Annotated in this window: 24 protein-coding genes, 10 tRNA genes, 2 rRNA genes and 2 pseudogenes (1 of these 38 running past the window's edge); 4 read left to right on the top strand and 34 right to left on the bottom strand. The window is 40.1% G+C overall.

What is annotated here, in order from left to right; genetic code table 11:
• The 13 genes from NSQ71_RS02000 to NSQ71_RS01940 all read right to left on the bottom strand — a co-directional run.
• Nucleotides 1–429, bottom strand: a 23S ribosomal RNA gene (locus tag NSQ71_RS02000); it reaches 2,504 nt to the left of the window's first position.
• A 138-nt stretch (nt 430–567) separates the two neighbouring features.
• Nucleotides 568–2,121: ribosomal RNA gene (locus NSQ71_RS01995) — 16S ribosomal RNA — on the bottom strand.
• Together the 16S and 23S rRNA genes with 10 tRNA genes alongside form the textbook arrangement of a ribosomal RNA operon.
• A gap of 74 nt (nt 2,122–2,195) precedes the next feature.
• Nucleotides 2,196–2,269: transfer RNA gene (locus NSQ71_RS01990), tRNA-Gly, on the bottom strand.
• A 216-nt stretch (nt 2,270–2,485) separates the two neighbouring features.
• A tRNA-Pro gene (locus NSQ71_RS01985) sits at nt 2,486–2,559 on the bottom strand.
• 4 nt (nt 2,560–2,563) lie between these two features.
• Nucleotides 2,564–2,640: transfer RNA gene (locus NSQ71_RS01980), tRNA-Arg, on the bottom strand.
• A 54-nt stretch (nt 2,641–2,694) separates the two neighbouring features.
• Nucleotides 2,695–2,780 (bottom strand) — tRNA-Leu (locus NSQ71_RS01975).
• Nucleotides 2,781–2,785: 5 nt separating this feature from the next.
• Nucleotides 2,786–2,867: transfer RNA gene (locus tag NSQ71_RS01970), tRNA-Leu, on the bottom strand.
• A 6-nt stretch (nt 2,868–2,873) separates the two neighbouring features.
• Nucleotides 2,874–2,949: transfer RNA gene (locus NSQ71_RS01965), tRNA-Lys, on the bottom strand.
• A gap of 167 nt (nt 2,950–3,116) precedes the next feature.
• Nucleotides 3,117–3,191 (bottom strand) — tRNA-Gln (locus NSQ71_RS01960).
• A 119-nt stretch (nt 3,192–3,310) separates the two neighbouring features.
• Nucleotides 3,311–3,382, bottom strand: a tRNA-Glu gene (locus NSQ71_RS01955).
• A gap of 9 nt (nt 3,383–3,391) precedes the next feature.
• Nucleotides 3,392–3,482: transfer RNA gene (locus NSQ71_RS01950), tRNA-Ser, on the bottom strand.
• Between the two features lie 4 nt (nt 3,483–3,486).
• Nucleotides 3,487–3,561 (bottom strand) — tRNA-Asn (locus NSQ71_RS01945).
• A gap of 135 nt (nt 3,562–3,696) precedes the next feature.
• Nucleotides 3,697–4,155 carry a SprT family protein gene (locus NSQ71_RS01940; protein ID WP_063388239.1) on the bottom strand — a complete coding sequence of 153 codons (459 nt, stop codon included), beginning with the start codon at nt 4,153–4,155 and terminating at the stop codon, nt 3,697–3,699.
• Between the two features lie 169 nt (nt 4,156–4,324).
• On the opposite strand from NSQ71_RS01940, the gene cmpA reads away from it, so the two are divergent.
• Nucleotides 4,325–4,438 (top strand): cortex morphogenetic protein CmpA, encoded by a 114-nt coding sequence (gene cmpA / locus NSQ71_RS01935; protein ID WP_094245000.1) that lies wholly within the window; start codon nt 4,325–4,327, stop codon nt 4,436–4,438.
• 142 nt (nt 4,439–4,580) lie between these two features.
• Here cmpA and NSQ71_RS01930 read toward each other — a convergent pair whose 3' ends face one another.
• The 14 genes from NSQ71_RS01930 to acpS form a co-directional block, all read right to left on the bottom strand.
• Nucleotides 4,581–6,737, bottom strand: a complete 2,157-nt coding sequence (locus tag NSQ71_RS01930; RefSeq protein ID WP_340732591.1) for a Tex family protein — start codon at nt 6,735–6,737, stop codon at nt 4,581–4,583.
• Nucleotides 6,738–6,835: 98 nt separating this feature from the next.
• Nucleotides 6,836–7,435, bottom strand: a complete 600-nt coding sequence (locus tag NSQ71_RS01925) for a PP2C family serine/threonine-protein phosphatase (protein ID WP_340732589.1) — start codon at nt 7,433–7,435, stop codon at nt 6,836–6,838.
• Nucleotides 7,432–8,217: an RNA polymerase sigma factor SigB gene (gene sigB / locus NSQ71_RS01920; RefSeq protein WP_063388236.1), complete on the bottom strand. Its 786-nt coding sequence runs from the start codon at nt 8,215–8,217 to the stop codon at nt 7,432–7,434. The genes NSQ71_RS01925 and sigB overlap by 4 nt, the downstream gene beginning before the upstream one ends.
• Complete coding sequence (gene rsbW / locus NSQ71_RS01915) at nt 8,183–8,665, bottom strand: anti-sigma B factor RsbW (protein ID WP_063388235.1); 483 nt, start codon at nt 8,663–8,665, stop codon at nt 8,183–8,185. The genes sigB and rsbW overlap by 35 nt, the downstream gene beginning before the upstream one ends.
• Nucleotides 8,665–8,988, bottom strand: coding sequence for an anti-sigma factor antagonist (locus tag NSQ71_RS01910; protein ID WP_063388234.1), 324 nt, complete (start codon nt 8,986–8,988; stop codon nt 8,665–8,667). Before NSQ71_RS01910 ends, rsbW begins: the two co-directional genes overlap by 1 nt.
• A 60-nt stretch (nt 8,989–9,048) precedes the next feature.
• Nucleotides 9,049–10,056, bottom strand: a complete 1,008-nt coding sequence (locus tag NSQ71_RS01905; protein ID WP_066247065.1) for a PP2C family protein-serine/threonine phosphatase — start codon at nt 10,054–10,056, stop codon at nt 9,049–9,051.
• Between the two features lie 9 nt (nt 10,057–10,065).
• Nucleotides 10,066–10,467 carry an anti-sigma regulatory factor gene (locus tag NSQ71_RS01900; RefSeq protein ID WP_063388232.1) on the bottom strand — a complete coding sequence of 134 codons (402 nt, stop codon included), beginning with the start codon at nt 10,465–10,467 and terminating at the stop codon, nt 10,066–10,068.
• A 1-nt stretch (nt 10,468) separates the two neighbouring features.
• Nucleotides 10,469–10,831, bottom strand: a complete 363-nt coding sequence (locus NSQ71_RS01895; protein ID WP_063388242.1) for an STAS domain-containing protein — start codon at nt 10,829–10,831, stop codon at nt 10,469–10,471.
• On the bottom strand, nt 10,831–11,658 hold the full coding sequence (locus NSQ71_RS01890; RefSeq protein ID WP_445684702.1) for an STAS domain-containing protein: 828 nt from the start codon (nt 11,656–11,658) through the stop codon (nt 10,831–10,833). The genes NSQ71_RS01895 and NSQ71_RS01890 overlap by 1 nt, the downstream gene beginning before the upstream one ends.
• A gap of 382 nt (nt 11,659–12,040) precedes the next feature.
• A complete protein-coding gene (ndoA, locus tag NSQ71_RS01885) occupies nt 12,041–12,391 on the bottom strand; it encodes a type II toxin-antitoxin system endoribonuclease NdoA (protein ID WP_063388230.1) in 351 nt (116 codons plus the stop codon).
• Between the two features lie 4 nt (nt 12,392–12,395).
• Nucleotides 12,396–12,677 (bottom strand): CopG family ribbon-helix-helix protein, encoded by a 282-nt coding sequence (locus tag NSQ71_RS01880; RefSeq protein WP_063388229.1) that lies wholly within the window; start codon nt 12,675–12,677, stop codon nt 12,396–12,398.
• Nucleotides 12,678–12,824: 147 nt separating this feature from the next.
• Nucleotides 12,825–13,979 (bottom strand): alanine racemase, encoded by a 1,155-nt coding sequence (gene alr, locus NSQ71_RS01875; RefSeq protein WP_063388228.1) that lies wholly within the window; start codon nt 13,977–13,979, stop codon nt 12,825–12,827.
• 113 nt (nt 13,980–14,092) lie between these two features.
• Nucleotides 14,093–15,109 (bottom strand): LolA family protein, encoded by a 1,017-nt coding sequence (locus NSQ71_RS01870; protein ID WP_094244993.1) that lies wholly within the window; start codon nt 15,107–15,109, stop codon nt 14,093–14,095.
• Nucleotides 15,110–15,232: 123 nt separating this feature from the next.
• Nucleotides 15,233–15,595, bottom strand: a complete 363-nt coding sequence (gene acpS / locus NSQ71_RS01865; RefSeq protein ID WP_340732577.1) for a holo-ACP synthase — start codon at nt 15,593–15,595, stop codon at nt 15,233–15,235.
• Between the two features lie 96 nt (nt 15,596–15,691).
• Between acpS and NSQ71_RS01860 the strand changes: the two are divergent.
• Nucleotides 15,692–16,276: pseudogene (locus NSQ71_RS01860) on the top strand (rhomboid family intramembrane serine protease); the annotation flags it as partial.
• A 172-nt stretch (nt 16,277–16,448) separates the two neighbouring features.
• Here the strand turns inward: NSQ71_RS01860 and NSQ71_RS01855 are convergent.
• From NSQ71_RS01855 to tnpA, 5 genes are all read right to left on the bottom strand, one after another.
• Nucleotides 16,449–17,876 (bottom strand): PH domain-containing protein, encoded by a 1,428-nt coding sequence (locus tag NSQ71_RS01855; RefSeq protein ID WP_340732574.1) that lies wholly within the window; start codon nt 17,874–17,876, stop codon nt 16,449–16,451.
• Entirely contained in the window at nt 17,866–18,345 is a 480-nt protein-coding gene (locus NSQ71_RS01850) for a PH domain-containing protein (protein WP_063388223.1), read from the bottom strand. Before NSQ71_RS01850 ends, NSQ71_RS01855 begins: the two co-directional genes overlap by 11 nt.
• A 136-nt stretch (nt 18,346–18,481) precedes the next feature.
• On the bottom strand, nt 18,482–19,861 hold the full coding sequence (locus NSQ71_RS01845) for a DEAD/DEAH box helicase (protein ID WP_063388241.1): 1,380 nt from the start codon (nt 19,859–19,861) through the stop codon (nt 18,482–18,484).
• A 308-nt stretch (nt 19,862–20,169) separates the two neighbouring features.
• Nucleotides 20,170–21,450 (bottom strand): RNA-guided endonuclease InsQ/TnpB family protein, encoded by a 1,281-nt coding sequence (locus NSQ71_RS01840; protein WP_094246128.1) that lies wholly within the window; start codon nt 21,448–21,450, stop codon nt 20,170–20,172.
• Nucleotides 21,451–21,867 (bottom strand): IS200/IS605 family transposase, encoded by a 417-nt coding sequence (gene tnpA, locus NSQ71_RS01835; protein WP_094246129.1) that lies wholly within the window; start codon nt 21,865–21,867, stop codon nt 21,451–21,453.
• Nucleotides 21,868–22,001: 134 nt separating this feature from the next.
• Here tnpA and tnpB point away from each other — a divergent pair.
• A pseudogene (tnpB, locus tag NSQ71_RS01830) lies at nt 22,002–22,814 on the top strand (IS200/IS605 family element RNA-guided endonuclease TnpB); the annotation flags it as partial.
• A 63-nt stretch (nt 22,815–22,877) separates the two neighbouring features.
• On the opposite strand, the gene NSQ71_RS01825 reads toward tnpB, so the two are convergent.
• Nucleotides 22,878–24,242, bottom strand: a complete 1,365-nt coding sequence (locus tag NSQ71_RS01825; RefSeq protein ID WP_340732567.1) for a UDP-N-acetylmuramoyl-tripeptide--D-alanyl-D-alanine ligase — start codon at nt 24,240–24,242, stop codon at nt 22,878–22,880.
• Between the two features lie 56 nt (nt 24,243–24,298).
• Nucleotides 24,299–25,396, bottom strand: a complete 1,098-nt coding sequence (locus tag NSQ71_RS01820; RefSeq protein WP_144596849.1) for a D-alanine--D-alanine ligase — start codon at nt 25,394–25,396, stop codon at nt 24,299–24,301.
• Between the two features lie 160 nt (nt 25,397–25,556).
• On the opposite strand from NSQ71_RS01820, the gene NSQ71_RS01815 reads away from it, so the two are divergent.
• Nucleotides 25,557–25,877 carry a thioredoxin family protein gene (locus NSQ71_RS01815; protein ID WP_063388220.1) on the top strand — a complete coding sequence of 107 codons (321 nt, stop codon included), beginning with the start codon at nt 25,557–25,559 and terminating at the stop codon, nt 25,875–25,877.
• Nucleotides 25,878–25,958: the final 81 nt, after the last annotated feature.

Genomic DNA, 25,958 nt, shown 5'->3' with positions numbered 1-25,958 from the left:
GTCCCGCCGTACTCAGGATCCACTCGGGAGGGAACGGAGTTTCGACTACAGGGTTGTTACCTTCTCTGACGGGCCTTTCCAGACCTCTTCGTCTACCCCGTTCCTTTGTCACTCCTTAATCGAGTGTCCTACAACCCCAAGAGGCACGCCTCTTGGTTTGGGCTGTTCCCGTTTCGCTCGCCGCTACTCAGGGAATCGCTGTTGCTTTCTCTTCCTCCGGGTACTTAGATGTTTCAGTTCCCCGGGTTGCCCTCCATACCCTATGGATTCAGGTATGGATACTGCCCCATTACGGGCAGTGGGTTCCCCCATTCGGACATCTCCGGATCGACGCTTACTTACAGCTCCCCGAAGCATTTCGGTGTTTGTCCCGTCCTTCATCGGCTCCTAGTGCCAAGGCATCCACCGTGCGCCCTTTCTAACTTAACCGTTTCTTCCTAACATGAGCGATCTATTCGTGAATGTCTTTCCGTTATCCAGTTTTCAAAGAACAATCAAGAAGGATATGATCCTTCAAAACTAAACAAAACGGAAAAGCGCACCCTATTTCAATGTATATATCCTTAGAAAGGAGGTGATCCAGCCGCACCTTCCGATACGGCTACCTTGTTACGACTTCACCCCAATCATTTGTCCCACCTTCGGCGGCTGGCTCCCGTAAGGGTTACCCCACCGACTTCGGGTGTTACAAACTCTCGTGGTGTGACGGGCGGTGTGTACAAGACCCGGGAACGTATTCACCGCGGCATGCTGATCCGCGATTACTAGCGATTCCGGCTTCATGCAGGCGAGTTGCAGCCTGCAATCCGAACTGAGAGTGGTTTTTTGGGATTCGCTCCACCTCGCGGTTTCGCTGCCCTTTGTACCACCCATTGTAGCACGTGTGTAGCCCAGGTCATAAGGGGCATGATGATTTGACGTCATCCCCACCTTCCTCCGACTTTTAGCCGGCAGTCACCTTAGAGTGCCCAACTGAATGCTGGCAACTAAGGTCAAGGGTTGCGCTCGTTGCGGGACTTAACCCAACATCTCACGACACGAGCTGACGACAACCATGCACCACCTGTCACCCTGTCCCCGAAAGGGGAACGCCCTATCTCTAGGGTTGTCAGGGGATGTCAAGACCTGGTAAGGTTCTTCGCGTTGCTTCGAATTAAACCACATGCTCCACCGCTTGTGCGGGTCCCCGTCAATTCCTTTGAGTTTCAGCCTTGCGGCCGTACTCCCCAGGCGGAGTGCTTAATGCGTTTGCTGCAGCACTAAAGGGTGGATACCCTCTAACACTTAGCACTCATCGTTTACGGCGTGGACTACCAGGGTATCTAATCCTGTTCGCTCCCCACGCTTTCGCGCCTCAGCGTCAGTTACAGGCCAGAGAGCCGCCTTCGCCACTGGTGTTCCTCCACATCTCTACGCATTTCACCGCTACACGTGGAATTCCGCTCCCCTCTCCTGCACTCAAGTTCCCCAGTTTCCAATGGCCGCTCGCGGTTGAGCCGCGAGATTTCACATCAGACTTAAGGAACCGCCTGCGCGCGCTTTACGCCCAATAATTCCGGACAACGCTTGCCACCTACGTATTACCGCGGCTGCTGGCACGTAGTTAGCCGTGGCTTCCTCGTCAGGTACCGTCAAGGTACCGCCCTGTTCGAACGGTACTTGTTCTTCCCTGACAACAGAGCTTTACGATCCGAAGACCTTCTTCGCTCACGCGGCGTTGCTCCGTCAGACTTTCGTCCATTGCGGAAGATTCCCTACTGCTGCCTCCCGTAGGAGTCTGGGCCGTGTCTCAGTCCCAGTGTGGCCGGTCACCCTCTCAGGTCGGCTACGCATCGTCGCCTTGGTGAGCCGTTACCTCACCAACTAGCTAATGCGCCGCGGGCCCATCCTGCAGTGACAGCTAAAAGCCGCCTTTCAACCGAAAACCATGCGGTTTTCGGTGTTATCCGGTATTAGCTCCGGTTTCCCGAAGTTATCCCAGTCTGCAGGGCAGGTTGCCCACGTGTTACTCACCCGTCCGCCGCTAACCTAAAGGAGCAAGCTCCCTTCGGTCCGCTCGACTTGCATGTATTAGGCACGCCGCCAGCGTTCGTCCTGAGCCAGGATCAAACTCTCCAAAAAAAGTTTGTCACCAAATGCTCTTGTCAGAATCAACAGGCACGCTTTTCGTTTTGTTCAGTTTTCAAGGATCATTTTGGAGCGGGTGATGGGAATCGAACCCACGACATCAGCTTGGAAGGCTGAGGTTTTACCACTAAACTACACCCGCGCGAAAATATTTGTTTTTCTATTTAAATGATAAACACGCATTTTCCATGCCTCTTCCTCTTCCTCTTCCAGCATTGTTCGAGGATGTAAATGCGTCGAGGCAACTCGCAGATTATTCATTGAAGTGTCGCTCGTGGCTGAGGTTTTACCACTAAACTACACCCGCATATCTTAATTTATTCATGCAATTTTGCTTTTAAGCCTATATTGATCAAAATCGGGAAGACAGGATTCGAACCTGCGACCCCATGGTCCCAAACCATGTGCTCTACCAAGCTGAGCTACTTCCCGTATATGGCGCGCCCGAGAGGAGTCGAACCCCTAACCTTTTGATCCGTAGTCAAACGCTCTATCCAATTGAGCTACGGGCGCATTCCACAGGTTTTTTATTGTAACTCACTTAAAATATGATGTCAATACTTTTTTTGGTGCGGTAGAGAGGACTCGAACCTCCACGGGGTCGCCCCCACTAGGCCCTCAACCTAGCGCGTCTGCCATTCCGCCACTACCGCGAATATGCGGGTGGAGGGACTTGAACCCCCACGCCGTAAGGCGCTAGATCCTAAGTCTAGTGCGTCTGCCAATTCCGCCACACCCGCATTAAATGGTGAGCCATGGAGGATTCGAACCTCCGACCCTCTGATTAAAAGTCAGATGCTCTACCGACTGAGCTAATGGCTCATAAAAAGTAATTTCTTCTAATCTGTTTTAAAGTCGGTCAGATGTCCCTTCCTCTTCCAGCTTTCTCAAGGTGCTGGATGCGTCGGGACAACTCGCTGCTTATTCAACGAAGCCTTGCTCGTTGCTCTACCGACTGAGCTAATGGCTCTTATTATTTTTATAATAAGTGGCTGGGCTAGCTGGATTCGAACCAGCGCATCACGGAGTCAAAGTCCGTTGCCTTACCGCTTGGCTATAGCCCATCAAAAAGTCACAAAATTTATTGTAACATTTTTTGAACGCTATGTAAAGACTTTTTGGTTTGGATTTTTTAAAGTTAGAAATAGGAAGTTTTTCAACTTCCTATTTCAGCGAATATGAATGACCCGTACGGGATTCGAACCCGTGTTACCGCCGTGAAAGGGCGGTGTCTTAACCACTTGACCAACGGGCCATTTTTCAATGGCGGAGAAGGAGGGATTTGAACCCTCGCGCCGCTTACACGACCTACTCCCTTAGCAGGGGAGCCCCTTCAGCCACTTGGGTACTTCTCCAAATTGGCTCCGCAGGCAGGATTCGAACCTGCGACCGTTCGGTTAACAGCCGAATGCTCTACCACTGAGCTACTGCGGAATGAAGAAAAAAATTGACGACTGTAACCATTGTAATGAGCATTTATAATTTTGTCAACAGTTCGTTATATATTGTTTTTCACTGCCATCCAATTAGCGACGGCTTTTATACTTTATCATATCTTTCTCCTTTTCGTCAACCATTATTTTTATAAAATTGAATTTTTCCTCCGCACTTTCCGCATAAATATCGTTCTGGGTTCATTTTTCTACGGCGAATAAAAGTGCTCATACATGATAGGCATTTATAAATATAAATAATATTATTTTTATTTTTTTCTCTTAATGGTGTGCAAAATCTAGGTGCACCTACTTTTTTTAAAAGCATTTTAAAGTCAGAGTCCCGATGCCGAAAACCTTTTCCTTCGATATGAAGATGGTAGTGGCAAAGTTCATGCTTAATAATCCCTATTAATTCGTCCATTCCGTATTGTTCATAATATTTTTTATTCACTTCAATATCATGGCTGTTTAATAAATATCTTCCGCCTGTTGTTCGAAGACGGTGATTAAAATACGCTTTGTGAACAAATTTTTTCCCAAAAAAGGATAGTGAAATTTGCTCCACAAGTTTTTGAAGCTGGTCATCATTCAATGTACTGCACCTACTTTAAAAACATGTTGAACAGGACAACAACTTAACGCATACAATAAATATTACTACATCTAATCGGACTCACATATTTTATTTTAGCATATGCTTTTTTTCTTGACCATAAAATGGCAAGCCAAAAAGAACAATACATCCAAGGAGGTATTAACCAATGCCGAATTGGCTTATAAATCAAATGAAGAAAGCATATTATGAAAAAAACGTTTATCAAATCAAGTTATTAAATCAATGCTGGTATTTCTATAGAAAAAAGCATTGCTCATAATTCAACAGCTCTCAAAGAACAGACTAACTTTTTTTCAAAATTTTTGGTTGATAGATCGTTGTTTGCTTCCATCAGCATGCAATATAAGGTTGATAAAAAATCAGCTGTCGACTTTGCCGACAGCCGTGATTTCTGTTGTTATTTATTTAACCATTGTTAAAGCGACTCTTCCTTTATCAACATCAACTTTTTCCACCCAGACTGTCACGATGTCCCCAACCGAAACAACGTCCAAAGGATGCTTTACATATTGTTTGCTTAATTTTGAAATGTGCACAAGTCCATCCTGTTTAACGCCGATATCAACAAATACACCAAAGTCTACTACGTTTCGAACCGTTCCTTGCAGCTCCATTCCTTCTTTCAAGTCTTCAAGCTGCAGCACATCTTTTTTCAAAAGAGGTTTTGGAACTTCATCACGAGGATCGCGCTCCGGTCTCATTAAAGCATCGCATATATCCTTCAATGTATATTCGCCAATATGCAAGGCTTTTGAAGTTTCTTGAATATTCAGCGATCTGATTTTATCTTTCAACAGTTCTGTACCGATATCATCGACTGTCAATGAAAGGCTTGACAGCAGTTTTCTAGCGTCTTCATAGCTTTCAGGATGAATGCTCGTCCTGTCAAGCGGATCGTCGCCGTCCAATATTCTTAAAAAGCCGATACATTGCTCATACGTTTTCTCCCCAAGCCGTGGGATGGATTTTAAATCGTTGCGATTCACAAATTTTCCAATTTCTTCTCTTCGTTTCACAATATTATGAGCCACTGTTTTTGATAATCCAGATACGTATTGCAACAGAGACGGCGAAGCAGTATTTACGTTGACACCGACTTGGTTGACAACTGTTTCCACAACAAACGTTAAAGAGTCATGCAATTTCTTTTGGGATACATCATGCTGGTATTGACCAACACCGATTGATTTAGGATCAATTTTCACCAATTCAGCAAGCGGATCTTGAAGCCTTCTAGCAATGGATACTGCGCTGCGTTCTTCGACTTCAAGATCTGGGAACTCTTCCCGGGCTAAATCAGAAGCTGAATAAACACTTGCTCCCGCCTCGTTAACAATTAAATAATAAATATCTTCTTTTAATTCTTTTATTACATCTGCAACAAATTGTTCTGTTTCTCTTGAAGCTGTTCCATTGCCGATAGCGATTACTTCAATTTGGAAGCGTTGAATAATATCGATCAGCTTTTGTTTTGATTTTTCTATTTCATTTTTTGGCGGATGAGGATAAATCACATCAATATAAAGAACTTTTCCAGTTTCATCGACTGCCGCAAGCTTGCATCCTGTACGGTAAGCCGGGTCGATTCCTAAAACGATCGTTCCTTTTAATGGAGGTTGAAGGAGCAGTTTTCTTAAATTTTCGGAAAAAACACGAATGGCCTGATCTTCAGCTTTTTCAGTCAATTCTTTTCTAATCTCCCGCTCAATCGAAGGCTGTATAAGCCGTCTATACGCATCCTCCAACGTTTCAATTAAAATATCAGCAGCAATTGTCCTTTGATCCGAAACAACTTTTTTCTTCAAATAGGCTACTATTTGTTCTGTCGGCGGCTCGATTGCCACCCTTAAAATCCCTTCCTTCTCCCCTCTGTTTAACGCCAAAACACGATGGGGAACGATTTTTTTGATCGGTTCTTCATATTGGTAATACATTTCGAATACTTTTTTCTCATCTTTTTCTTCGTCTTTACACGTTGAGACGACCATACCTTCTTTCAACGTTTGCTCCCTTATCCATTGCCGATAATTCGGATCGTCTGAAATCCATTCTGCAATAATATCTTTTGCACCAGAGAGAGCATCTTCAACCGTATGGATTTCTTTCTCTTCATTGATGTATTTTTCGGCTTCTTCTTCAATCGATCCCGCTAGCGGCAAGGAATATATCCATTTGGCTAAAGGCTCAAGCCCTCTTTCTTTTGCAATCGTTGCTTTCGTTCTTCTTTTTTGCCGGTATGGCCGATACAAGTCTTCAACTTGCTGCAATTTTTCAGCCGCTAGTATTTCATTTCGCAAAGATTCTGTTAGTTTTCCTTGTTCCTCAATTAACCGAATAATTTCTTCTTTTCTTTTTTCAAGGTTTTGTATGTATTGCCAGCGTTCACTAATGTTTCGTATTTCCACTTCATTTAAAGCGCCTGTTTGTTCTTTTCTGTACCGCGCAATAAAAGGAACGGTGTTGCCGTCTTCAAGCAATGCAATGACATTTTGAATTTGTTTGGTGGATATTGATAATTCGCTGCTTAACATTTGAAAAATTTTCTCATTATTTAACATTCTTTAGCCTCCACTACTATTTCCATCTACATAAACATTTTATCAAAAATTTTTTCAACATAAAAAGACAACCGTTATCCATCCGATTGTCCCAACAATTAAAAAAGCTGCCCGATTATATAAGTTAAATCATCTGTCCGATCGGAAAGAAATTTATTGAAGCCTTTCGCAATCTCGTGAATAGAAGAATGATCTTTTAACGCCGTTTTAATGTTTGAAGCATAAAGGCCATCAGTGTGAATAATAAATTTTGACCCTTTTTCATATGAAAAAGTGCGGATGCGATATTTCTTCATTTTACCAGGTAAATATCCAGCGGTTGGAATTGGATAAATGTATTCCCCAGAAGGCAAATATAAGATGAAACGAACGTTTCCTACCGAGCCGTATGTAATAGTTTTGTCTGCGAAATCCACTTTTAATATTCCGACTGTCGCGCCTCTTTTACCTTTTAATTTCTTATGGCACTGTTTAAAAATCTCATGTACAGTTTCCTGCTGGTATTGCTTCACCGTTTGGCATATGATTTCAGATGATTCACGCGCAGCTTGTCCACTTCCCAACCCATCTGCGACAACACAAACAAATCTATGCTCGTCCGTACAGGTGAAAAAACTGTCTCCACAATAAGCACTGCCTACTTTTCCAACCTGACATGTCAAAAATTGAATATGTTCAGTTTCTTGATATTGAATCATTGCCCTATCTCCATTGGATCAGCGTGAACAGCTTTTTTTAATTTTTTTAATGCTTGGCGCAATAGTCTGGAAACATGCATTTGGGAGATACCTAAAATTTCACCTATTTCTTTTTGACTGCGGTTATGATAAAAAGAATGTAGAATAATTTCTTTTTCTCTCTCAGTTAAAACGTGCATAATGTTTTCAATAGTCAGTTTTTGAAGAATGCGTTCAAAGCCCTCGTCTTTTTGTCCGACAAGATCTAAAATGGTGACCGCGGTTCCATCCGGTCCAGCTTCTATTGAGTGATCAACAGAAAGCGTATGATAGTTTTTGACCATTTCCATAGCTTCCAAAACTTCTTCCTCAGCTGCTCCTAAATATTCTGCTATTTCCTTGACCTTCGGAGAGCGCTCCAGCTGACTCGTCAACTGCTCCACCGCTGCATTTATTTTTGGTCCAAGTTCTTTCATTCTGCGGGGCACATGGACGCTCCACGTTTTATCCCGAAGATAGCGTTTGATTTCTCCAATAATCGTTGGAACAACAAACGCATCAAATGATTTCCCAACTGTTGGGTCGAAGCGATCAATCGCTCCCAATAAACCGATCATCCCGACCTGTACCAAATCCTCCTGATACATTTTCGAACTTGAGTACTTTTTTGCCAGTGCAACAACAATTGGCTGATAAAGTTCAATAATTTGTTCTTGTGCTTTTTCATCTTTATTTTCCTGAACTTGACGAATGAGTTCATGGATTTCGTTATTGCTTCGTTTTTGACCATGAGGTTTGTTCATTTCTCATTCGCTCCTCATTTAAAAGCTTGGACATCTTGACAGTTACTCCTGAGTTCATATCGATTGTCACTTCATCCATGAGCGTTTTAATTAGAAACAAACCTAAACCGCCCTCGCTCAATTTTTCAATCGGCATGGAAGGAGAATAAGGCCCGGTGTTTTCTTTCATTTTTGATAAATCGAAATTTTTTCCATCGTCTGAAACAGTGATCTCTAATCGATTTTCAAACAAGCTGAAGCCGATTCTCACTTCACCGTTTTCATTATGACCGTAGGCATGCTGCACCGCATTTGTACACGCTTCACTGACGGCAATCTTTAAATCTTCAATGTCATCATATGTGTACCCCATTCTATTGGCGATACCGGATAGAGTCAATCTGACAATCCCTATATACTCAGTTTTCGCAGGTATTTTCATTTCAATGTAATCAATACATTTATCCATTAATCCTCACCTTTTCTTGAAATCTCGATGATGCTGTCCAAACCGGTAATATGAAATAAGCGCTCCAGCCGCGGCGACAAATTTGTCAATTTCAGCTTTCCGCCTTGTTTTCTGACCGTTTTCAACAATCCGACAAAAACTCCTAATCCGGTTGAGTCCATATATTCAACATCTTTTAGGTTGACTTCAATAAAAGGTTCGCTTTCCTCAGAAATGGGCGCAAGTTTATTTTTTAGCGCTGGCGCAGTATAGGCATCAATCTCTCCTTTTAGATGCACATACGAAACCTTTTTTTCCCTTTTAATATCAATTTCAAGATTCATTCTGATCCCCCTCATAAAAGACAAAATCATCCATTCACTTATACCCTTTTTCGAAGCCGTTTAAACATTTTTTTTCATAATGATTAAGGTGAAATCATCCCGCAATTGAAAACCTTGCATTTTCTCAAAATCTTTATAAATATTTTCTACTATTTGCTGAGCAGGCAAATGTAAATGAGCTCGGATGGCGCTCGTCACTGCAGCTCTATCAATAAATCCTTCCTTCGTTCTTGTTTCAGTTACTCCATCTGACAAAAGAATAATCATATCGTTTTGGAAAAGATTTAATTCATATTGCTCATATTTCACTTGCCGGTCAACACCTAAAACAAGCCCTTTTGATTGAAGGTCATAAAAGTGATCCTCGCTGGCGCAATAATAAAAGCCCGGTTCATGTCCTGCAGATGCATATGTAATCTTATTCGTCCGAAAATCGTACTTACCAAAAAACATGGTAATAAACATATTGACATCGATGTTTTGTTCAACAACTCTATTTAAATTTTCTAATATGTAACTCGGATTTTGCCTTGATTCCAGGAGGCTGTCCATCGCATATTTAATCATTGATATACACAATGCTGCAGGTATGCCTTTGCCTATGACATCCGCAATCGCAACGCTCATTGTGTTTTCATGTTCTGCAAACTGGTAATAATCTCCGTTCATAATTTTGGCGGGAACGCTGATGACCCCTATGTCCAATTCTTCGACTTTTGGAATATTTGTTTGCAGCAGTGCCTGCTGTACGTTTGCTGCAATTTCAATTTCGGATTTCAGCTCAAGCTGCCTGCCCCTCAAAAATTGATGTTCTTGATAAGCCAGACCATAACCAACCATTACCTCCAATAAAAAGTCAAAGGAATCTAAAATCTTTTTTGGTATGTCTGGAAATAATTCTTTTAAAACTTTTAAATGGATGTTGATGATTTCCTCAGGCGGTATTTTATGTTCAATTGCTTTCCAACTGAAGCGCTGCCCTTCATATAAAGCTTGTTCGGTCAGTTCTTGAATGTAATTTGCTAACATCTCTTTATATTTCATTTGAATATCATCATCAAACGCCATAAAATCCTCCTAACGAAGCCATTTCACCACTTGTACAACGGTCCCTTCGCCTGTCTTTGAATCGATATAAAATTCGTCCATTAATCGCTTAACACCGGGCAATCCAGCCCCAAGTCCTCCTGACGTCGTAAATCCATCCTCCATTGCCTTGCGAATATCAGGAATTCCCGGCCCATGATCAGAGGCAGTAATTTTAATTCCTTTTTTTTCTTTTTCTTCAATTTTATCGATGTAAATTTTCCCACCATTTGCATAATGATAAATGTTCCTTGCTAATTCTGATATTGCGGTGGTAATCCGGGCTTGGTCCACTGCGCCGAATCCAAGTTCTTTCGCAGCATGACGACCCAATTGGCGGGCAGCCACAATATCCCATTCGTTCATAATCATTACACAGGATTGGCCATCCATTCTAATCCTCCAGCTCCTTAAGCAATTCCAGCCCTTTTTCCAAGTCAAGCGCAGTATGAATATCTTCCAGTTCAATGCCTAATTCGATCAGCGTAATAGCCACAGCAGGCTGAATACCTGTCAACACGACCGTCGCCCCCATTAACTTAGACATGTTGACACAGTCCCCTAAAATCTTGGCGATAAATGAATCAATGACATCAACCGAAGTTAAATCAATGACAACACCTGTTGCTCCTGTTTCATGAATTTTCTTTAATAAATCTTCCTGAAATTGCATCGCTGTTTTGTCGTCCAGCTCCCACTGTATTGAAATTAATAGATTATTATACAGTTTTAAAATAGGTATTTTTGACGTTTTCATCATCTGCGTTCACCCATTGAAACAATTTTTCGATTGGTCATTTCAAGCGCAGCTTCGATGCCTTTTTGAAGGGTATTTTTCGTCGTAATTTGACTTAAATCAATGCCTAGATTCACTATCGTTTGCGCAATTTCAGGGCGAATGCCGACAAGCAAGCTTTTTGCTCCTACAAGACGAACTGCTTCTGCAGCTTGTATAATGTGATGGGCTACCATCGTATCCACAACAGGCACACCGGTTATATCAATCAGCACCACTTCAGAACGATATTTAACGACCCCTTTTAATAAATTTTCCACAATTCTTTTGGCACGGTCCGTATCAATCGTTCCAATCAATGGCATAACAGTGATGCTATCAAAAACCGGAATCAACGGCGCAGACAATTCTTGCAGAGCCATTTTTTGGAGATTAATGGTTCTTTCATATGAAGAGGTATATTGCAGAAATACTTCCCGATTAACCGATGAGGTAACTTTCTCTATCTCCGATAATAATTCAAGCGGATCACCCGGTATTTGTTTCTCAAGCAATTTAGCAAATAATATTTTTTCAAAAGTATGTAAGCATTGAGCAATTTTGTCCATTGGCCAGTCAAGCTGGACAATCCGTTTTGAAAATTCATGAATTTTTCTGGAAAATTCATCTTCTTTGTTTTTGCTCCATTCGATGAGAATATTCACATATTCTGCAGCAATTGCTTGATCAATTTGATCAGACTCAGCGGAAATTGATTGGGCATCAGCCTTGTTGAAGCGATCAATCCAATCCTTCATAATCTCGTCTCGATGCATTCGGATAAATTCAACTATTTCAGAAATTTTCAGTGACATGTTGCATGTCTCCTTTCAAAAACTTTGCCTTTTCAACTTTTATAGAAAAATAAAAAAATTATAGATATGTTCCCATTTTTATCATTTTTCTTCCACAATATCTGCTAATGCTGTCGCATGCATTGCTTACAGCTATTTTATAAAGGGAATGCGGCAAATCTTCCTTTCGCTTCTCGATTATGGAAGATGCTGTTTTTAAATGCTTCGTCGTTTAAAAAAGCGAATGCAGCTTGTCAGCACGTCTGTTCATTTTTGCGCAAAAATCAAAAATACCACAGTTTCGCAACTGTGGACATTTTTTCAATCTTATTTATTTTAAACATTCTACCTGCAGGCAATCCTTTTGAAAAGATAGTTGAAATATACGTAAAAAATATTAGAAATCGATCAGCCCTAAACTGATTTGTAAGGCATCGTCCACTTTATCCATCATTTCATCATCAAGATGGGTAATTTTATCCGTTAACCGTTGTTTATCAATCGTTCTAATCTGCTCAAGCAAAATGACCGAATCCCGTTCAAATCCATATTTTTTCGCATCAATTTCAACATGAGTCGGCAATTTTGCTTTTTGAATTTGTGCTGTAATAGCGGCTACGATCACCGTTGGACTAAAACGATTCCCTATATCATTTTGGATAATTAAAACTGGACGAACGCCGCCTTGCTCTGAACCAACTACAGGGGATAAATCAGCAAAATAAACGTCGCCGCGTTTAACAATCAAAAGATTACCCCCCGCTAACTAAGCGTTCAACGGTGTGTTCAGCCTCATACTCTGCCAGAAAAGCCTCCGATGCAATATTTAGATTGATCTTCGCCATTTCCATATAACCGCGTCTCATTGACTCGCGAATTTGGCGTTTTTTACGCTCTCTCAAATACATTTTCATTGCTTGATAAATAAATTCACTTCTGTTTCCGTTTTCCTGTTTCACGATTCCATCTAATTCAGAAACAAGTGCTTGTGGCAATCGAACAATAATTTCCGTTGTTGAGCTGGATTCAGACACCAAAATACACCTCCACCGTTCCTACAAAGCCGAAATCATTTTATTCCAATATTAATATTAACATTTATATTCGTTGAAGCAAAGCCATTTTTTAAATAATTTCTTCAATATTATCGGCATTGAGATGAATATTTTATTCAAGTTTCTTCATTTTTCAGTAAGCAGAGGATTTCTTACGTTTGTTTTGCCTCCATTTCTTATATAGATCCGAGGAACCCGCCAATTGATCATGCATGGAATTTCATAATTAATCGTTTCCAGCCGTTTGGCCACTTCATCAACTGAAATCATGTCATTGCCTTGTGAACCGATAAGTGTCACTTTTGTCCCGACAGGTTTTTTTTCCGGAAGCTTAATCATCAGTTGATCCATGCAAATGCGCCCGATAATAGGAACGCGCCTTCCATCGACAAGAACTTCCGAACCAGTCAATTTTCGAATCCATCCATCAGCATAACCGATTGGAACCGTACCAATCCATTCCTCCTCTTTCGCTGCGTATGTTGCTCCGTAACTTACTTTTTCCCCTTTTTTTATTTTTTTAATATGAACAATCTTTGAGTGTAAAGAAAAGGCTTCATATAACGGAAAAGGCAGCGTGCTCTTGATAAATTCCGATGGCGCCAAACCATACATGGAAATGCCAAAGCGAACCGCATTAAAAGTTTTTGTTGGAAAGCGAAGAGTCGCAGCACTGTTTGCACAATGAATAATCAAACCGTCTGTATCCACGATTTGCAATAATTCCAGGAAACGTTCATATTGCTGTTCAAAATATGCTGTATCGTGTTCGTCTGCTGTGGCAAAATGAGTGAATATACCTTCTAATCGAAATAACTGCTGTCCCTTTATGAGCGAAATGGCTTGTTCGAGTTCTTTTTTATCTCTTATTCCGATCCGTCCCATACCTGTGTCTAATTTCAAGTGGATGTTGACTGATGTTTTCCCTAAATATTTTCCAGAACTTTCCAGCCATTCAGCTGAATAGGCAGTCACACTTATCCCATTTTCTCCTGCAACTGTAACATCTTCTGGTCTTACCGCTCCTAAAACGAGGATAGGGGCCTTTATTCCTGCTTGTCTCAATTTCAATGCTTCATCTAGAAAAGCGACTGCTAATTTAGCAGCACCTGCTGACAATGCTGCTTGGGCAACTTCCACATCTCCATGACCATAAGCATTAGCTTTCACAACAGCAATAATTTCAGTTTCATTCGGCAAATGTTCCTTTAATCCATGAATGTTCGCTTCAATATGATCTAAATTAATTTCTGCCCATGTATCTCGGAAATAGTTCTGCATCTTAATTTCATCTCCAACGATATCGTTTTGTTTATTTTATATCACTGTTTCTTTTTAAACAATAGTACATAAAAAAGGCGGCAGAAGATCGTTTCTTTTGCCGCTCAATTTTACTACTTCCCTGATTGGCTTTGTACAGAACGAGCAACTGCAATCATTTCTTCTTGTGTCAGTTCGTTTGAAGCGAGCATATAATCCACACCATTATATGTCCATGTTAAAGAATTGTCGGTCAGCGCTCCAACTGCAAACCCTAAGTCGACCAGCTCTCCGCTGACAAATTCTGAAGAGGTAACTGGTGAAACTTCCGCAAGCTCCTCAATAAGAGTAAATGATTTTTCGCCTCCGTAAGTTAATACTACTCGTTTTCCGCTATCTGTATTCAGCTCTTTTTCTTGGACGAGATCGACACCTTCCGGCAAGTCTTCCTTAAGCGGATAAAGAACAGCAAATTGTTTGTTCGCTGATTGAGCCAAAACAGGAATATCCACTTGGGCATTGGACATCGTTTTTTCTATTTCAAAGGCATTTTTATCAAATTTTGGATTCGATTCAAAATTGGAAAATTCAACAGAAACGAGCGCATTCCGATCAACATCCATCACTTTCACATATGAAGGTGTCAAATTTTTCTTATGAAATGCAATTTTTTGGTATGGGAGCATTTGATTGTTTTGATAATTGGTTTTTGTTTCAAATACATAGTTCTTTTCCCCGACTTCGAATTTCGCTTCTTTATCCTTCAATATATCTTGGACAAGCGATTCAAACAGGTAAGCTTGACTCGAATTTTGCGGCCAATTGCTTTGGAAACGGAAGCTTTTGTTCAAAGCAGGAGTCAGAACAAATACCCCATCATCATTTCTTAAAATAATCTGGCTTTGATCCCTGTCATCATTTTTTAATAGCACTCGATAATAATGGGGCTTTTTGTGCCAAATTTCCACTTCATACACATGCGGCTCTTCCGCTGTTTTGATCGTCATTTTGGCGTTCACCTTATAGCCTTTTAATTCTTCAATTTTTTTGTTCAATGCACTTGAAACGTCTTCTTTTGATTTTACGCCACATGCAGATATTAATCCCACAAAAAGCAAACAGACAATCACGAGCTTTACGCCTCTCGTCAAATTTTTCAACCCCTTTGCCTCAATTAGCGTCACTAGGAAGTTTTGAAGAGTCAGTGAACAATTTCTGACTTGTCTCCCCTACCGCATTACAACTATATGAGGCAAGGTCAGCAAATATGCAGACTAGCTTGACAGGCTTTCAATGATTACTTGTGCAGCAGCAAATTTTTTTGAATGAGTGATTGTCACAAACACCCGGTCTGGTGTAATATTTTGCACAATGATCGGTTTCCCTTTTTCATCATGTAAAATTTCAATATCTAAAAAGCCCACTGTCTTTCCGATTCCTGTCCCTAATGCTTTGCTAAATGCTTCTTTAGCGGCAAATCTGCCTGCCAAAAACTCCAATTGTCTTGAATCCCGCAATTTATTAAAGATTTCCTTTTCGCGAAACGATAAGATTCTGTCAATAATGTTGGATCTCCGCTCCATAATCTCTTTCATCCTGTCCATTTCAACGATATCAAGTCCAATCCCAACGATCACACCATCACATCCCTTTAATTTTCTACTGTACTATTTATAAATTGAAAATCATACAATGATTATAGAATACTTGTCCTGTTGAAAAGGAGAATTCACATGTTTCGCAGAACAGAAAGCCTTCACACTTTTATTCGCCTTTATCCTGCTGTCACGATCATAAGCTGCATACATGTTGTGTTATGGATTATGATGAAACTTTCTTTCCCAATATTTACGCTTCTATTTTCTTTTTTAACCGGATACAATGCAGGGGTTCATTCAGGGGAATGGTGGCGGCTCATTACACCAATTTTTTTGCATACTAGCTTTTCCCATCTTTTGTTTAATACAATCACACTTATTATTTTTGCCCCGCCGCTGGAACGAATGGTAAAGTCAATTTATTTTCTGGTCATTTACAGTGCATCAGGCATTATAGCCAACATTGCAACCTATTTGATCATGCCAATGGATTATTCTCATGCAGGAGCTTCAGGGGCGATTTTTGGCATTTTGGGCACGTACATGTTCATCTGTTTTTTCCGAAAGGAATATATGGATCAAAAAAACTCTCAAATGATCTTAACGGTTACAGCCATAGCTCTCGTACTGTCTTTTATTGATGCCCATATCAATGTAGTTGCACATGTAACAGGACTTCTGGCTGGATTTTTGCTAGGTAAAGTGTTTGTCCGCAAAAAACCAAGCTTCATTCATTATACGTATTATCATCAACCGGTTCGACAGGAAGGAATGAAATTATTTTTCAAAAAATGGTCGATATGGATTTTTGTTTTCGTTTTTATACTTGCGGCTATTTTATATGTGTTGTAAAAATTTAAATCACTCCCATCCACATGAGAGATGGGAGCTTCTAAACTTGTCCTTCACTTCTTCTTGAAAACCATTTATAAATTTCCATTCCGTCCTTTTCCTCGAGGTTTTTAACAGCAAAAAAGCTTCCAGTAGACTTGGAAATAATACTGCACTGAACAGAAGTCAGATCTTTTTGTCTCTGAAAATAGGATTGTTTCAATTCCAATGATTGAATCCGCTTTTTTTCGAAAAAGACGGTTGTCTTATTCAACACGCGGAAAGACAGCGTCAATTCTTTTCCATTTAAATACCAACCTGTATCTTTATATTGAAAATATCCGAGCACCAGTGCAAAAGGAATGAGAATAAGTGATAAGTAGCCCCATGGTTTAAAAAACAAGCATAAAGGGACGGCTATGAGAAGTGATAAAATCAGCATACGGAGCAAAAATCTGGACAGCGCACGCCGCGGAACCGGGTGCAGTGTCTCGTTTATCGTCAAATGAAAAAAGCTTTCAACCTTTTCTTTAACTTGTTTCTTCCGAATTAACGGAAACAAAATGGTCTCGACATCCTTGTCACTTCCGCCTCCCGCCGATTCAATATGTACAGTTGCATATCCAAAAGGCTGGCGCAGCCAATTTTCTGTTACTTTAATTGCTTGAATACGATCTATTGGTATAGAAATCTGTTTTTTTTCAAAAATGCCACTTGAAATAATAATCTGTCCGGCTTCTTCTCGAACTGTAAAATCTCCGTACTGGAGTAAAACCCCGATAAAGCTTATAATCCACGCAATGATCAAACCTATCAAACATAAGATGACAATCATCGTCACACTTGCATGGACAATCCATTCCAGCTTGTCAAATATTTTTTCGTACGGAATAATTTCATCAAATTGGCTTAAAAAGGCTACGATTGACAGAGCAACCCCTAAGCCGCTTGAAGTTGCTGCAGTAATAAGCAGTTCGTTAAAGCTTATTTTGTAAAGAACCTTTCCTTCTTCCAGTTTGTCTTGCTCTGCTTCTCCTTGTGCTATTTGTCTTTTTTGCTCCTTGATGATTGTCCGAATCTGTTCTGCCTCTTCTTTCCGTATGGCGCTAAGTTCAACCTCTGCTTCGCCCATGCCGCCCGCTGTTTCGATTTCAAGCTTCACTACACCGAAGAGGCGCTGGATGAAACCTGCGGTTACATTGATGGATTGAATTCTTTCAATCGGTATATATCGATTTTTTTTAAAAAAAACGCCCTGCTCAACACGAAATTCATTTTCTTCAATGCGATAAGTAAATTTCAACCAATTTAACACACTGGAAATGATCGTGAGTACAAGTGCTAGAATCGTTCCGATCAATAAAAACGACCGGATGTTTCCTATGTTTGTGACAAACAAGAAAATATTCGTTACTATAATTTCTTTAATCGCCTTCGCAATTTTCACTAAAACAGCTACGGGATGCAATCTTTTCTGATCATACATCATCCTTCGCCTCCCGTGCCAATTTCGAGATATAATCGCGAAGCTGATCCGCTTCTTCCATTTCCAGGGCAGGAATCTCGTGAACCGTTGCTGCAGTGGAAATAGTTACAGTCGCCAAGTTATATTTTCTTAAAATCGGCCCTTGTGAGGTATCTACATGCTGAACTCTCACCATTGGAACAAGCACACGGGTAACTGTAAACAATCCATGCTGCAAATCCAGTTCATTCTCATGAACTTCATATCGCCATATTTTCAACCGAATATTTGGAAAAATGAAAATGGAACAAATAGAAGACACCAACCAAATAATTGCCAATATAGGAATAATCCATTTCGGCCAGTTGAAAAAAAATATCAATAAAGATATGCCTATGATCACCAGCAACTCAACGATGCTCCAAATAGCCGCAGTGATCTTCCATACAGTAACAGCTTTAGGACTAATGCGATTTTGTGGTTCGCGCCGCAAGTTTTTCCCTCCCTTGTCTCCTTCTGTAAAAAATTACGTTTCATTTAGGCAAAAAGTTTCAAATATATAAAAAGGAGGCAGCTCCAAGTTTTGGAATGCCTCTTTTTCCATGTCTGATTATTCTTTTTCATTCCAATTATTTTGGGCTAGCCGATCCTTTTGTCGATCTTGCTGAATGAAAGGAGCGTTTCCGTCCAACCCGTTTGTTTTTTAAATCAAGCTTTCGTTTATTTCTGCTTTTTTCTTTCTTCATAGGGAGAGGAGGTTCCTCCGTCAATTTTACAGGTGTCGTATCCGGTTCCTTCGTTAACATTTTAATAGCTGCTGCAAGCAATGGGACGGAATCATATTTTTCCAATAGCTCCGCAGCAAAATTTTTATACTGATCTAAATTTTCAGTTTCCACTACAGAGCAAATTTTTTCGACCGTCATTTTTTGTTTTCCTACTAGTGCTTCATCTAAAGTAGGAGGACGCATTCGATCCATTTTTCTTTTTGTTGTATGCTCAATGGTTTCCAAAATACCGCGTTCCCTTGCGGTTATAAACGTCATCGCTTTTCCTGACTTCCCAGCCCGTCCTGTCCTTCCAATTCTATGCACATAGCTTTCAGGGTCTTGAGGTACATCAAAATTATATATATGGGTGATACCAGATATATCAAGCCCTCTGGCTGCTACGTCTGTTGCAACAAGTACATCAATGGCCCCATTTTTAAATTTGTTCAAAACAGATAAGCGTTTCGCTTGGCTTAAATCGCCATGAATTCCTTCTGCTGAATAGCCGCGGACATTTAATGCTTCAGAAAGTTCGTCCACTCGGCGCTTTGTCCTGCCAAACACAATCGCAAGCTCCGGTGATTGCAGATCAAGAAGTCTTGTCAAAACGTCAAATTTTTGTTTTTCAGGCACTTCTAAATAATATTGCTGCACATTTGGAACCGTTACTTCTTTCGCTTTTACACGGACATGAGTCGGATTTTTCATAAAGCGTTCTGCAATTGATTTAATTGGACCAGGCATTGTCGCCGAAAATAGAAGGGTTTGACGCTCCCTAGGAATATTTGAAAGAATGTGCTCAATATCATCAATAAACCCCATGTTGAGCATTTCATCCGCTTCATCTAAAACGACAGTGTGCACAGAATCAAGCCGCAGCGTATTGCGCCGTATGTGATCCAATAACCTTCCAGGTGTTCCAACAATGATGTGGGGAGGCTTCTTCAAAGCCCGAATCTGCCTGGAAATGTCCTGGCCTCCGTAAATCGGCAATACTCTTGTCCGTTTATCATAGCCGATTTTATATAACTCTTCTGATACTTGTATAGCAAGTTCCCGTGTTGGGGCTATCACAATCGCTTGAACAGCTGAATCATGAACATTAATTTTTTCTACTAAAGGGATGCCAAAAGCTGCTGTTTTTCCTGTCCCTGTTTGCGCTTGTCCAATGATGTCTTTATTGTTCAAGCCTAAAGGGATCGCCTGCATTTGAATGGGAGTCGCTTCTTCAAAGCCCATTCTTTTTATTGATTTTAACAGCTCCGGACTCAACCCGAACTGGTGAAACAAATTTGTCAATTTTTCCAAACTCCTTTAAGACTTTTATTAAGCGCTGCTGGATAAAAAGGCTCTTGTGCGTATTTTCTAGAAACTGTAAGCTTATCATAGTCGTGAGAATCAGTGTAAACTCCGATTTTTTGCTGGAAAGTACGCATAGGGATTTTTATCCATTCACCGCAGGTGTTATCATACCATTTCCATCAATCTATTTCAACTTACCGCACTATAGGTGAACTACTCGTAATTGAAATGACGAGCTTCCTGTTCTACGCAACGAACTGTTGTCCGTTAAACGTATACACAGTCGGCGTGTCCAACACCACTACTGATTGAGATAAAGCCTTAATCTCTTTCAGATACTTTTTGCTGATATTGATAGCACCATTCACATCCGCATTGATGGTTGTATGACAGTCGTTACATACATATAACCCTCGATGAATCCGATTACTCGGCTTTGCGTTTTCTTCACAAGGGAACATTTGGCATACTGAACATGCTTGAGAGGTGTATTCTTCGGTTAATAAACGAACATCTATTCCTTGCTCCTGCGCTTTATACCGTATCATTTGAATGATTTTCGCATACGGAAAACCATGCAATTTTTGATTCGTTTTCTTGTTGAATTTCGCTTGTTCTCGTATACCTGTAATGTCACCAATCACAATCGTTTCGACTCCTTGTTGCAGAGCAATATCAATCACTTTTCTTGTCATACAATGCAACATGTGATGCACTTGTTTTCTTTTCTTTTGATAAAGTTGTAACACACGTCTGGAAGGTTTCGGGTATTGTATTCCTTTAGCACATTGTTGAGCGAAACCAATCGCTTGAAAATGGGCGATTTGTTTATGAAAGTAGCGTTCAACGGATAGCCATTGCCTTCCTGAAATGATGTGTGCTTTTCCTTGATAATCATAACAAGTCATCGCATTGGCAATCCCTAAGTCAATCGATAAAAATTTCGTGCTATTCTTTTGTTTCAATGGTACATCTTTGTATTCTTGAATCAGATAAATCGTATATTCTTTTCGACTGATGGGTTTCACTTCAATCAGTTTTATCTTTTCGATTTCGATATGTTTCGGAATCGGGATATAAAGATAACTTTCTTCCAATCCATACGTTTCTTTTAAAAAGGCTTTTTGAGCCTTTGGAATGGGTAAACGAATTTTGGTATTGTTCTCCACCAATTTGAAACTGTTATTTAGAAAACGGACATTAAAGTTTTGATGTTTGAATCGTGGTGGTTGTGGATTATCTATTCCATTGCTTTCCTTTAGTTTGAAAAAAGACACCCACGCTTCTTGCAAGACTTTTAAGACCTCTTGTGCTGATTGAGCAGGTAATTGTTTATACCAAAAATGTGTTTTTAATCGTTTTTTCTGTTCATACCAATTCGGGAACGGTACACCTTGTTCTTTCGACCAATTCCGTTTTTCATAGTTCCCCACATTCCATAACTTACGACTGGCATAACACAAGTGATATAAGATGATTTGATTGGTTCGATTCGCTTTATAGGTGAAATACGATACCTTTTTCATTTAGTCACCACCTTTCTTTTGGTTAGCAATATAGCGTTTTATGACATCCTCACTAATAGAGCCAACGGTTTCAATATAATAACTAGAGTTCCATAATACTCCTTTCCATAATTTTTGTTTGATTTCAGGAAATTGCAGAAAAATTTTTCTCCCTGAAATCCCTTTTAACATTTTGACAATATAAGAAGGTGCTATTTTTGGATGAGCTGATACAAATACATGAATATGATCTTGTTCACCCACCTCTACCATCTGCAACAGAAAACCTTTTTCTTCTGCAATCTCTTTAAAAATTTTCTTGAGATATAACTCAACCTCTTGTGTCAAAACCTTCTTTCGATATTTCACAGACCATACAATATGATAATTAACATTATAAACACAAGTTCTTGCGTGAATTAAATTTGTTTTCTTCATACATATAGTATATCAAAAATATACAAAAAAACCAATTATTTCAATCTTTAATAAACCACATATAGTCTTTATAAAATATAAAAAAGCGATTCATCTCCCCTTTAAAAAGGGGAGGATTCTCGCTTGTCTATCCTAAGAAGAATAAGGTTCAATCTTACACGACTAAGTATACAAACGGAAATATAGCCATTATAGATAACAAAATTAAGCTACCTAAACTTGGTCTTGTTAAGTTTGCCAAAAGTCGAGAAGTAGAAGGTCGTATTCTTAGTGCGACTGTTAGACGAAATCCAAGTGGCAAATACTTTGTGTCCATTTTGGTTGAAACAGAAGTACAAGAGTTGCCGAAAACAGGTTCAGCCGTTGGCATAGATGTTGGCTTAAAGGACTTCGCTATTCTTTCTGATGGAACAAAATATACAAACCCTAAATGGTTTCGTAAGCTAGAAAAGAAATTAGCAAAAGCACAACGTATTCTTTCAAGACGTAAGAAAGGTAGTTCTAATTGGAATAAGCAACGAATTAAAGTTGCTCGCATCCATGAAAAGATTGCCAATACTCGTAAGGATTATTTAGACAAAATTTCAACCGAGATTGTCAAAAACCACGACATTATCGGGATAGAAAATTTGTCTGTTAGTAATATGCTTAAAAATGGTAATCTTGCAAAGGCAATCAGTGAAATATCATGGTCACAGTTCAGAACCATGTTAGAGTACAAAGCAAAGTGGTACGGAAAGCAAGTTGTAACGGTGGCGAAAAATTTTCCATCTAGTCAGCTTTGTTCGTGTTGTGGCTACCAAAACAAAGACGTTAAAAATCTTGCGTTGCGTGAATGGGAGTGCCCTAATTGTTATACCCATCATGACCGAGATATTAACGCAAGTATCAATATCAAAAATGAAGCCATAAGGCTTCTAACCGTAGGAACTACGGGGATAGCTTAGTAAATTAAGGTTCGTTAGAACCTTCTACCTAAGAATCCACTGCGGCTTTAGCCTAGTGGTAGTTCAATCTTTCATTAATGCATGAACAACATCTTCCAGCTTCATTCCTCTGGACGCTTTCACTAACACAAGATCTTTTGAGCCTAGAGCTTTCTTTAATTCATGAATGAGTTCATCTTTGTCAAAAAACACATGAATTTTTCTTTCATCTATAACTTTCTTTGCACCAACGGCAATTTCTTTTCCGAGTTTTCCAAATGTAAAGAGGTGATCAATTTCTTGATCAGACAGCATCATTCCTACTTCTTGATGAAGTTCAACTTCTCTTTCGCCAAGCTCCAGCATATCCCCTAAGACAAGAATTTTTTGCGAATATCCTTTTAGACCATGGACTAGATCAATGGCTGCTTTCATCGCTGTAGGATTCGCGTTATATGCATCATTTATGATGGACATACCGTTCTTCGTTTGAATCAATTCAAGTCTCATGTTTGTTATTTTCAAATCGCGAAGCCCTTTTTCAATACGATTCAGTCCGATCTTTAGGAGTTCTCCAACAGCGATCGCTGCCAATGCGTTTAAAACATTGTGACGGCCTAAAACAGGGATAAAAAAAGGCTGTTCAGCTATATTGGCGCGAAACCGTGTTCCTTCACCCAACAGCTCCATTGATGTCGGAAAAAGATTATTGTTTTTATTTTCTCCAAACGTTACGGTTTGACATGAATAGTCTTTTTTTAACAAAGGCTCATCACCATGATAAATGAGCGTTCCATTCTCTTTTAAACCCTTTATAATTTCAAGCTTTGCTTCCGCAATCCCTTCACGAGAGCCTAAATCTTGTAAATGAGCATCGCCGATATTGGTAATGACGGCTATATCAGGACGTGCAATTGATGATAATAATTCAATTTCTCCCTTAGCGTTCATGCCCATTTCTAATACGGCCACTTCTGTATCTTCAGGCATATCTAATATTGTTAAAGGCAGACCGATATGGTTGTTGAAATTCCCTTTCGTTTTATGCACGCGATACCGAGTGCCCACAACCGATGCGATCATATCTTTTGTCGTTGTTTTGCCATTAGAGCCTGTAATCCCTACTACTTTTGGGTTTACTGCCAACAAATAGTGAGAAGCAATCTGCTGCAATGCTGACAAGGTGTCGTCGACAATGATCAATGGTTTGTCTTGCGGCGGATTCGGGACTGATCTAGACCATAAGGAGGCATGAGCACCATTTTCGAACGCTTTCTCGACAAAGTCATGTCCATTAAACTTTTCGCCAATAATGGGTACAAATAAGTTTCCTTTACGGACATTCCGCGAATCAGTCGTTACTCCTTCGATGGTAATCTTCTCAAATTCCTCTTTTAATTCTGCGTTGTTTGCCATCTGCTTAATTGCTGATAATTGCCGTTTTATCATGCTTTTTTGTTCTCCTTTCAAAAGGCGGCTTTACACAGCCGCCCTAAGAACGATCTTTAAATAGTATACTTGATTCTCTGTTTTAGTTCATATCGCTCGATTCCAAGCTGAACCAATTTTTCAATCAACGCTGGATAATCGATGCCGCTGTGCTTCCATAAAAGAGGGAACATGCTAAACGGCGTAAATCCAGGCATTGTGTTCACTTCATTGATCAACGGTGTTCCGTCTTTTCTCAAGAAAAAGTCTGCCCGAACAAGTCCAGAACCATCGATAGCTTTAAATGCTTTCAGCGCCATTTTCTTGATTTGTTCATATTGCTCTTCCGTTATGTCAGCTGGAATAATGAGTTCCGTATCTCCGTCTTCATATTTCGCTTTATAATCGTAAAACTCTTTTTTCGGAGCAATTTCCCCAACAACAGAGCAGATCGGTTCATCATTTCCAATTACTCCGATTTCAACTTCCCTTCCATCAATACTTTCTTCAATAATCAGCTTCCGATCATACAGAAACGCTTCTTCAATAGATTGAATGAGCGATTGCCGATCTTTTGCCTTGCTGATACCTACGCTTGAACCGAGATTGGCTGGCTTTACAAAGCAAGGATATCCGAGCTGCTCCTCGACTTTTTGAAAAACCTCCTCTTTATCTTTTTCCCAGTCTTTGTTCGTAAACCAAACGTACTTTGCCTGAGCAAGTCCTGCTTGGGCAAATAAATTTTTCATAATGATTTTATCCATTCCTGCTGCTGAAGCCAAAACTCCATTCCCAACATAAGGTATATTCAGCAATTCCAGCATTCCTTGTATCGTTCCATCTTCACCATTCGGTCCATGCAATAGCGGAAATACGACATGGACTGGATCAGCGCTTCCTGGAGCGTTAAATAGTTCTTGACTGAAAGGTACCGGCAAATGTTCACCTTTTTCTCCAGCTTCGGAATTTCCCGCTAGAAACTTCAAGTCTTCTACACTTTCAACTGGACCGTTCAATTGCTTTCCTTTTACCCATTGCCCTTGCTCCGTAATATAAATTGGATATATGTCAAATTTATTTTTATCGAGAGCGTTTATTACTGCCCGAGCTGTTTGTAATGATACTTGATGCTCGGCAGATTTGCCCCCATATACAAGCGCCAGTTTGATTGCCATTTATTTTTTCCTCCCGTTTTGAAAAAAATCATCTGTTCTATTTTATCATTATATAGGTTGTTTTTGTTATCATTGCCGAACAATTTATTTGCGGGAGAAAAAAATTCACTTCTTCTTTACCATGAATTAAAATAAATACGAAGGAAGGAGGGGTTATCCAATGAAGCCAATAGAGACAGCAGAACAGTTTGAACAAGTGATTCAGAGCAATCAAGAAACCATCATCAAGTTTTTTGCCGATTGGTGCCCTGATTGCAAAAGAATGGACATGTTTATCGGCGACATTTTAGAAGAATACGGTCAATATGAATGGTATGAGATCAATAAAGATCAATTCCCCGACCTAGCTGAAAAATATCAAGTAATGGGAATTCCAAGCATTTTAATTTTTAAAAACAACGAAAAAATCGCTCATCTGCACAGCGCATACGCAAAAACACCTGAGGAAGTGAAAGAATTTTTAGGCTCGCATCTTAAATAAAGAAAAAGCCGCTGGGGGTGTCTAATAAGTCGTTTTTACGGCTTATAGACGCCCCCATGAATGTTTTAGAAACGTTGATAT

Origin of the sequence: Aeribacillus sp. FSL M8-0235, assembly GCF_038000355.1 — a bacterium.
In the GTDB taxonomy this organism is placed as follows: domain Bacteria; phylum Bacillota; class Bacilli; order Bacillales; family Aeribacillaceae; genus Aeribacillus; species Aeribacillus composti.
Note: the sequence above shows the minus strand (reverse complement) of the source record. Positions and strands in the feature narration are given on the sequence as shown.

Bases quoted from the DNA above. Each gene is read 5' to 3' on its own strand.
- NSQ71_RS01845 (WP_063388241.1), bottom strand. From the start codon at position 19,861: ATGGGCTTTGAAGAAGCGACTCCCATTCAAATGCAGGCGATCCCTTTA.
- sigB (WP_063388236.1), bottom strand. From the start codon at position 8,217: ATGAACAAACCTCATGGTCAAAAACGAAGCAATAACGAAATCCATGAA.
- NSQ71_RS01825 (WP_340732567.1), bottom strand. From the start codon at position 24,242: ATGATAAAACGGCAATTATCAGCAATTAAGCAGATGGCAAACAACGCA.
- NSQ71_RS01895 (WP_063388242.1), bottom strand. From the start codon at position 10,831: ATGAAAACGTCAAAAATACCTATTTTAAAACTGTATAATAATCTATTA.
- NSQ71_RS01855 (WP_340732574.1), bottom strand. From the start codon at position 17,876: ATGATGTATGATCAGAAAAGATTGCATCCCGTAGCTGTTTTAGTGAAA.
- NSQ71_RS01905 (WP_066247065.1), bottom strand. From the start codon at position 10,056: ATGGCGTTTGATGATGATATTCAAATGAAATATAAAGAGATGTTAGCA.
- NSQ71_RS01815 (WP_063388220.1), top strand. From the start codon at position 25,557: ATGAAGCCAATAGAGACAGCAGAACAGTTTGAACAAGTGATTCAGAGC.
- NSQ71_RS01820 (WP_144596849.1), bottom strand. From the start codon at position 25,396: ATGGCAATCAAACTGGCGCTTGTATATGGGGGCAAATCTGCCGAGCAT.
- NSQ71_RS01925 (WP_340732589.1), bottom strand. From the start codon at position 7,435: ATGATTCAATATCAAGAAACTGAACATATTCAATTTTTGACATGTCAG.
- rsbW (WP_063388235.1), bottom strand. From the start codon at position 8,665: ATGGATAAATGTATTGATTACATTGAAATGAAAATACCTGCGAAAACT.
- tnpA (WP_094246129.1), bottom strand. From the start codon at position 21,867: ATGAAGAAAACAAATTTAATTCACGCAAGAACTTGTGTTTATAATGTT.
- alr (WP_063388228.1), bottom strand. From the start codon at position 13,979: ATGCAGAACTATTTCCGAGATACATGGGCAGAAATTAATTTAGATCAT.
- NSQ71_RS01900 (WP_063388232.1), bottom strand. From the start codon at position 10,467: ATGGATGGCCAATCCTGTGTAATGATTATGAACGAATGGGATATTGTG.
- NSQ71_RS01930 (WP_340732591.1), bottom strand. From the start codon at position 6,737: ATGTTAAATAATGAGAAAATTTTTCAAATGTTAAGCAGCGAATTATCA.
- cmpA (WP_094245000.1), top strand. From the start codon at position 4,325: ATGCCGAATTGGCTTATAAATCAAATGAAGAAAGCATATTATGAAAAA.
- NSQ71_RS01840 (WP_094246128.1), bottom strand. From the start codon at position 21,450: ATGAAAAAGGTATCGTATTTCACCTATAAAGCGAATCGAACCAATCAA.
- NSQ71_RS01910 (WP_063388234.1), bottom strand. From the start codon at position 8,988: ATGAATCTTGAAATTGATATTAAAAGGGAAAAAAAGGTTTCGTATGTG.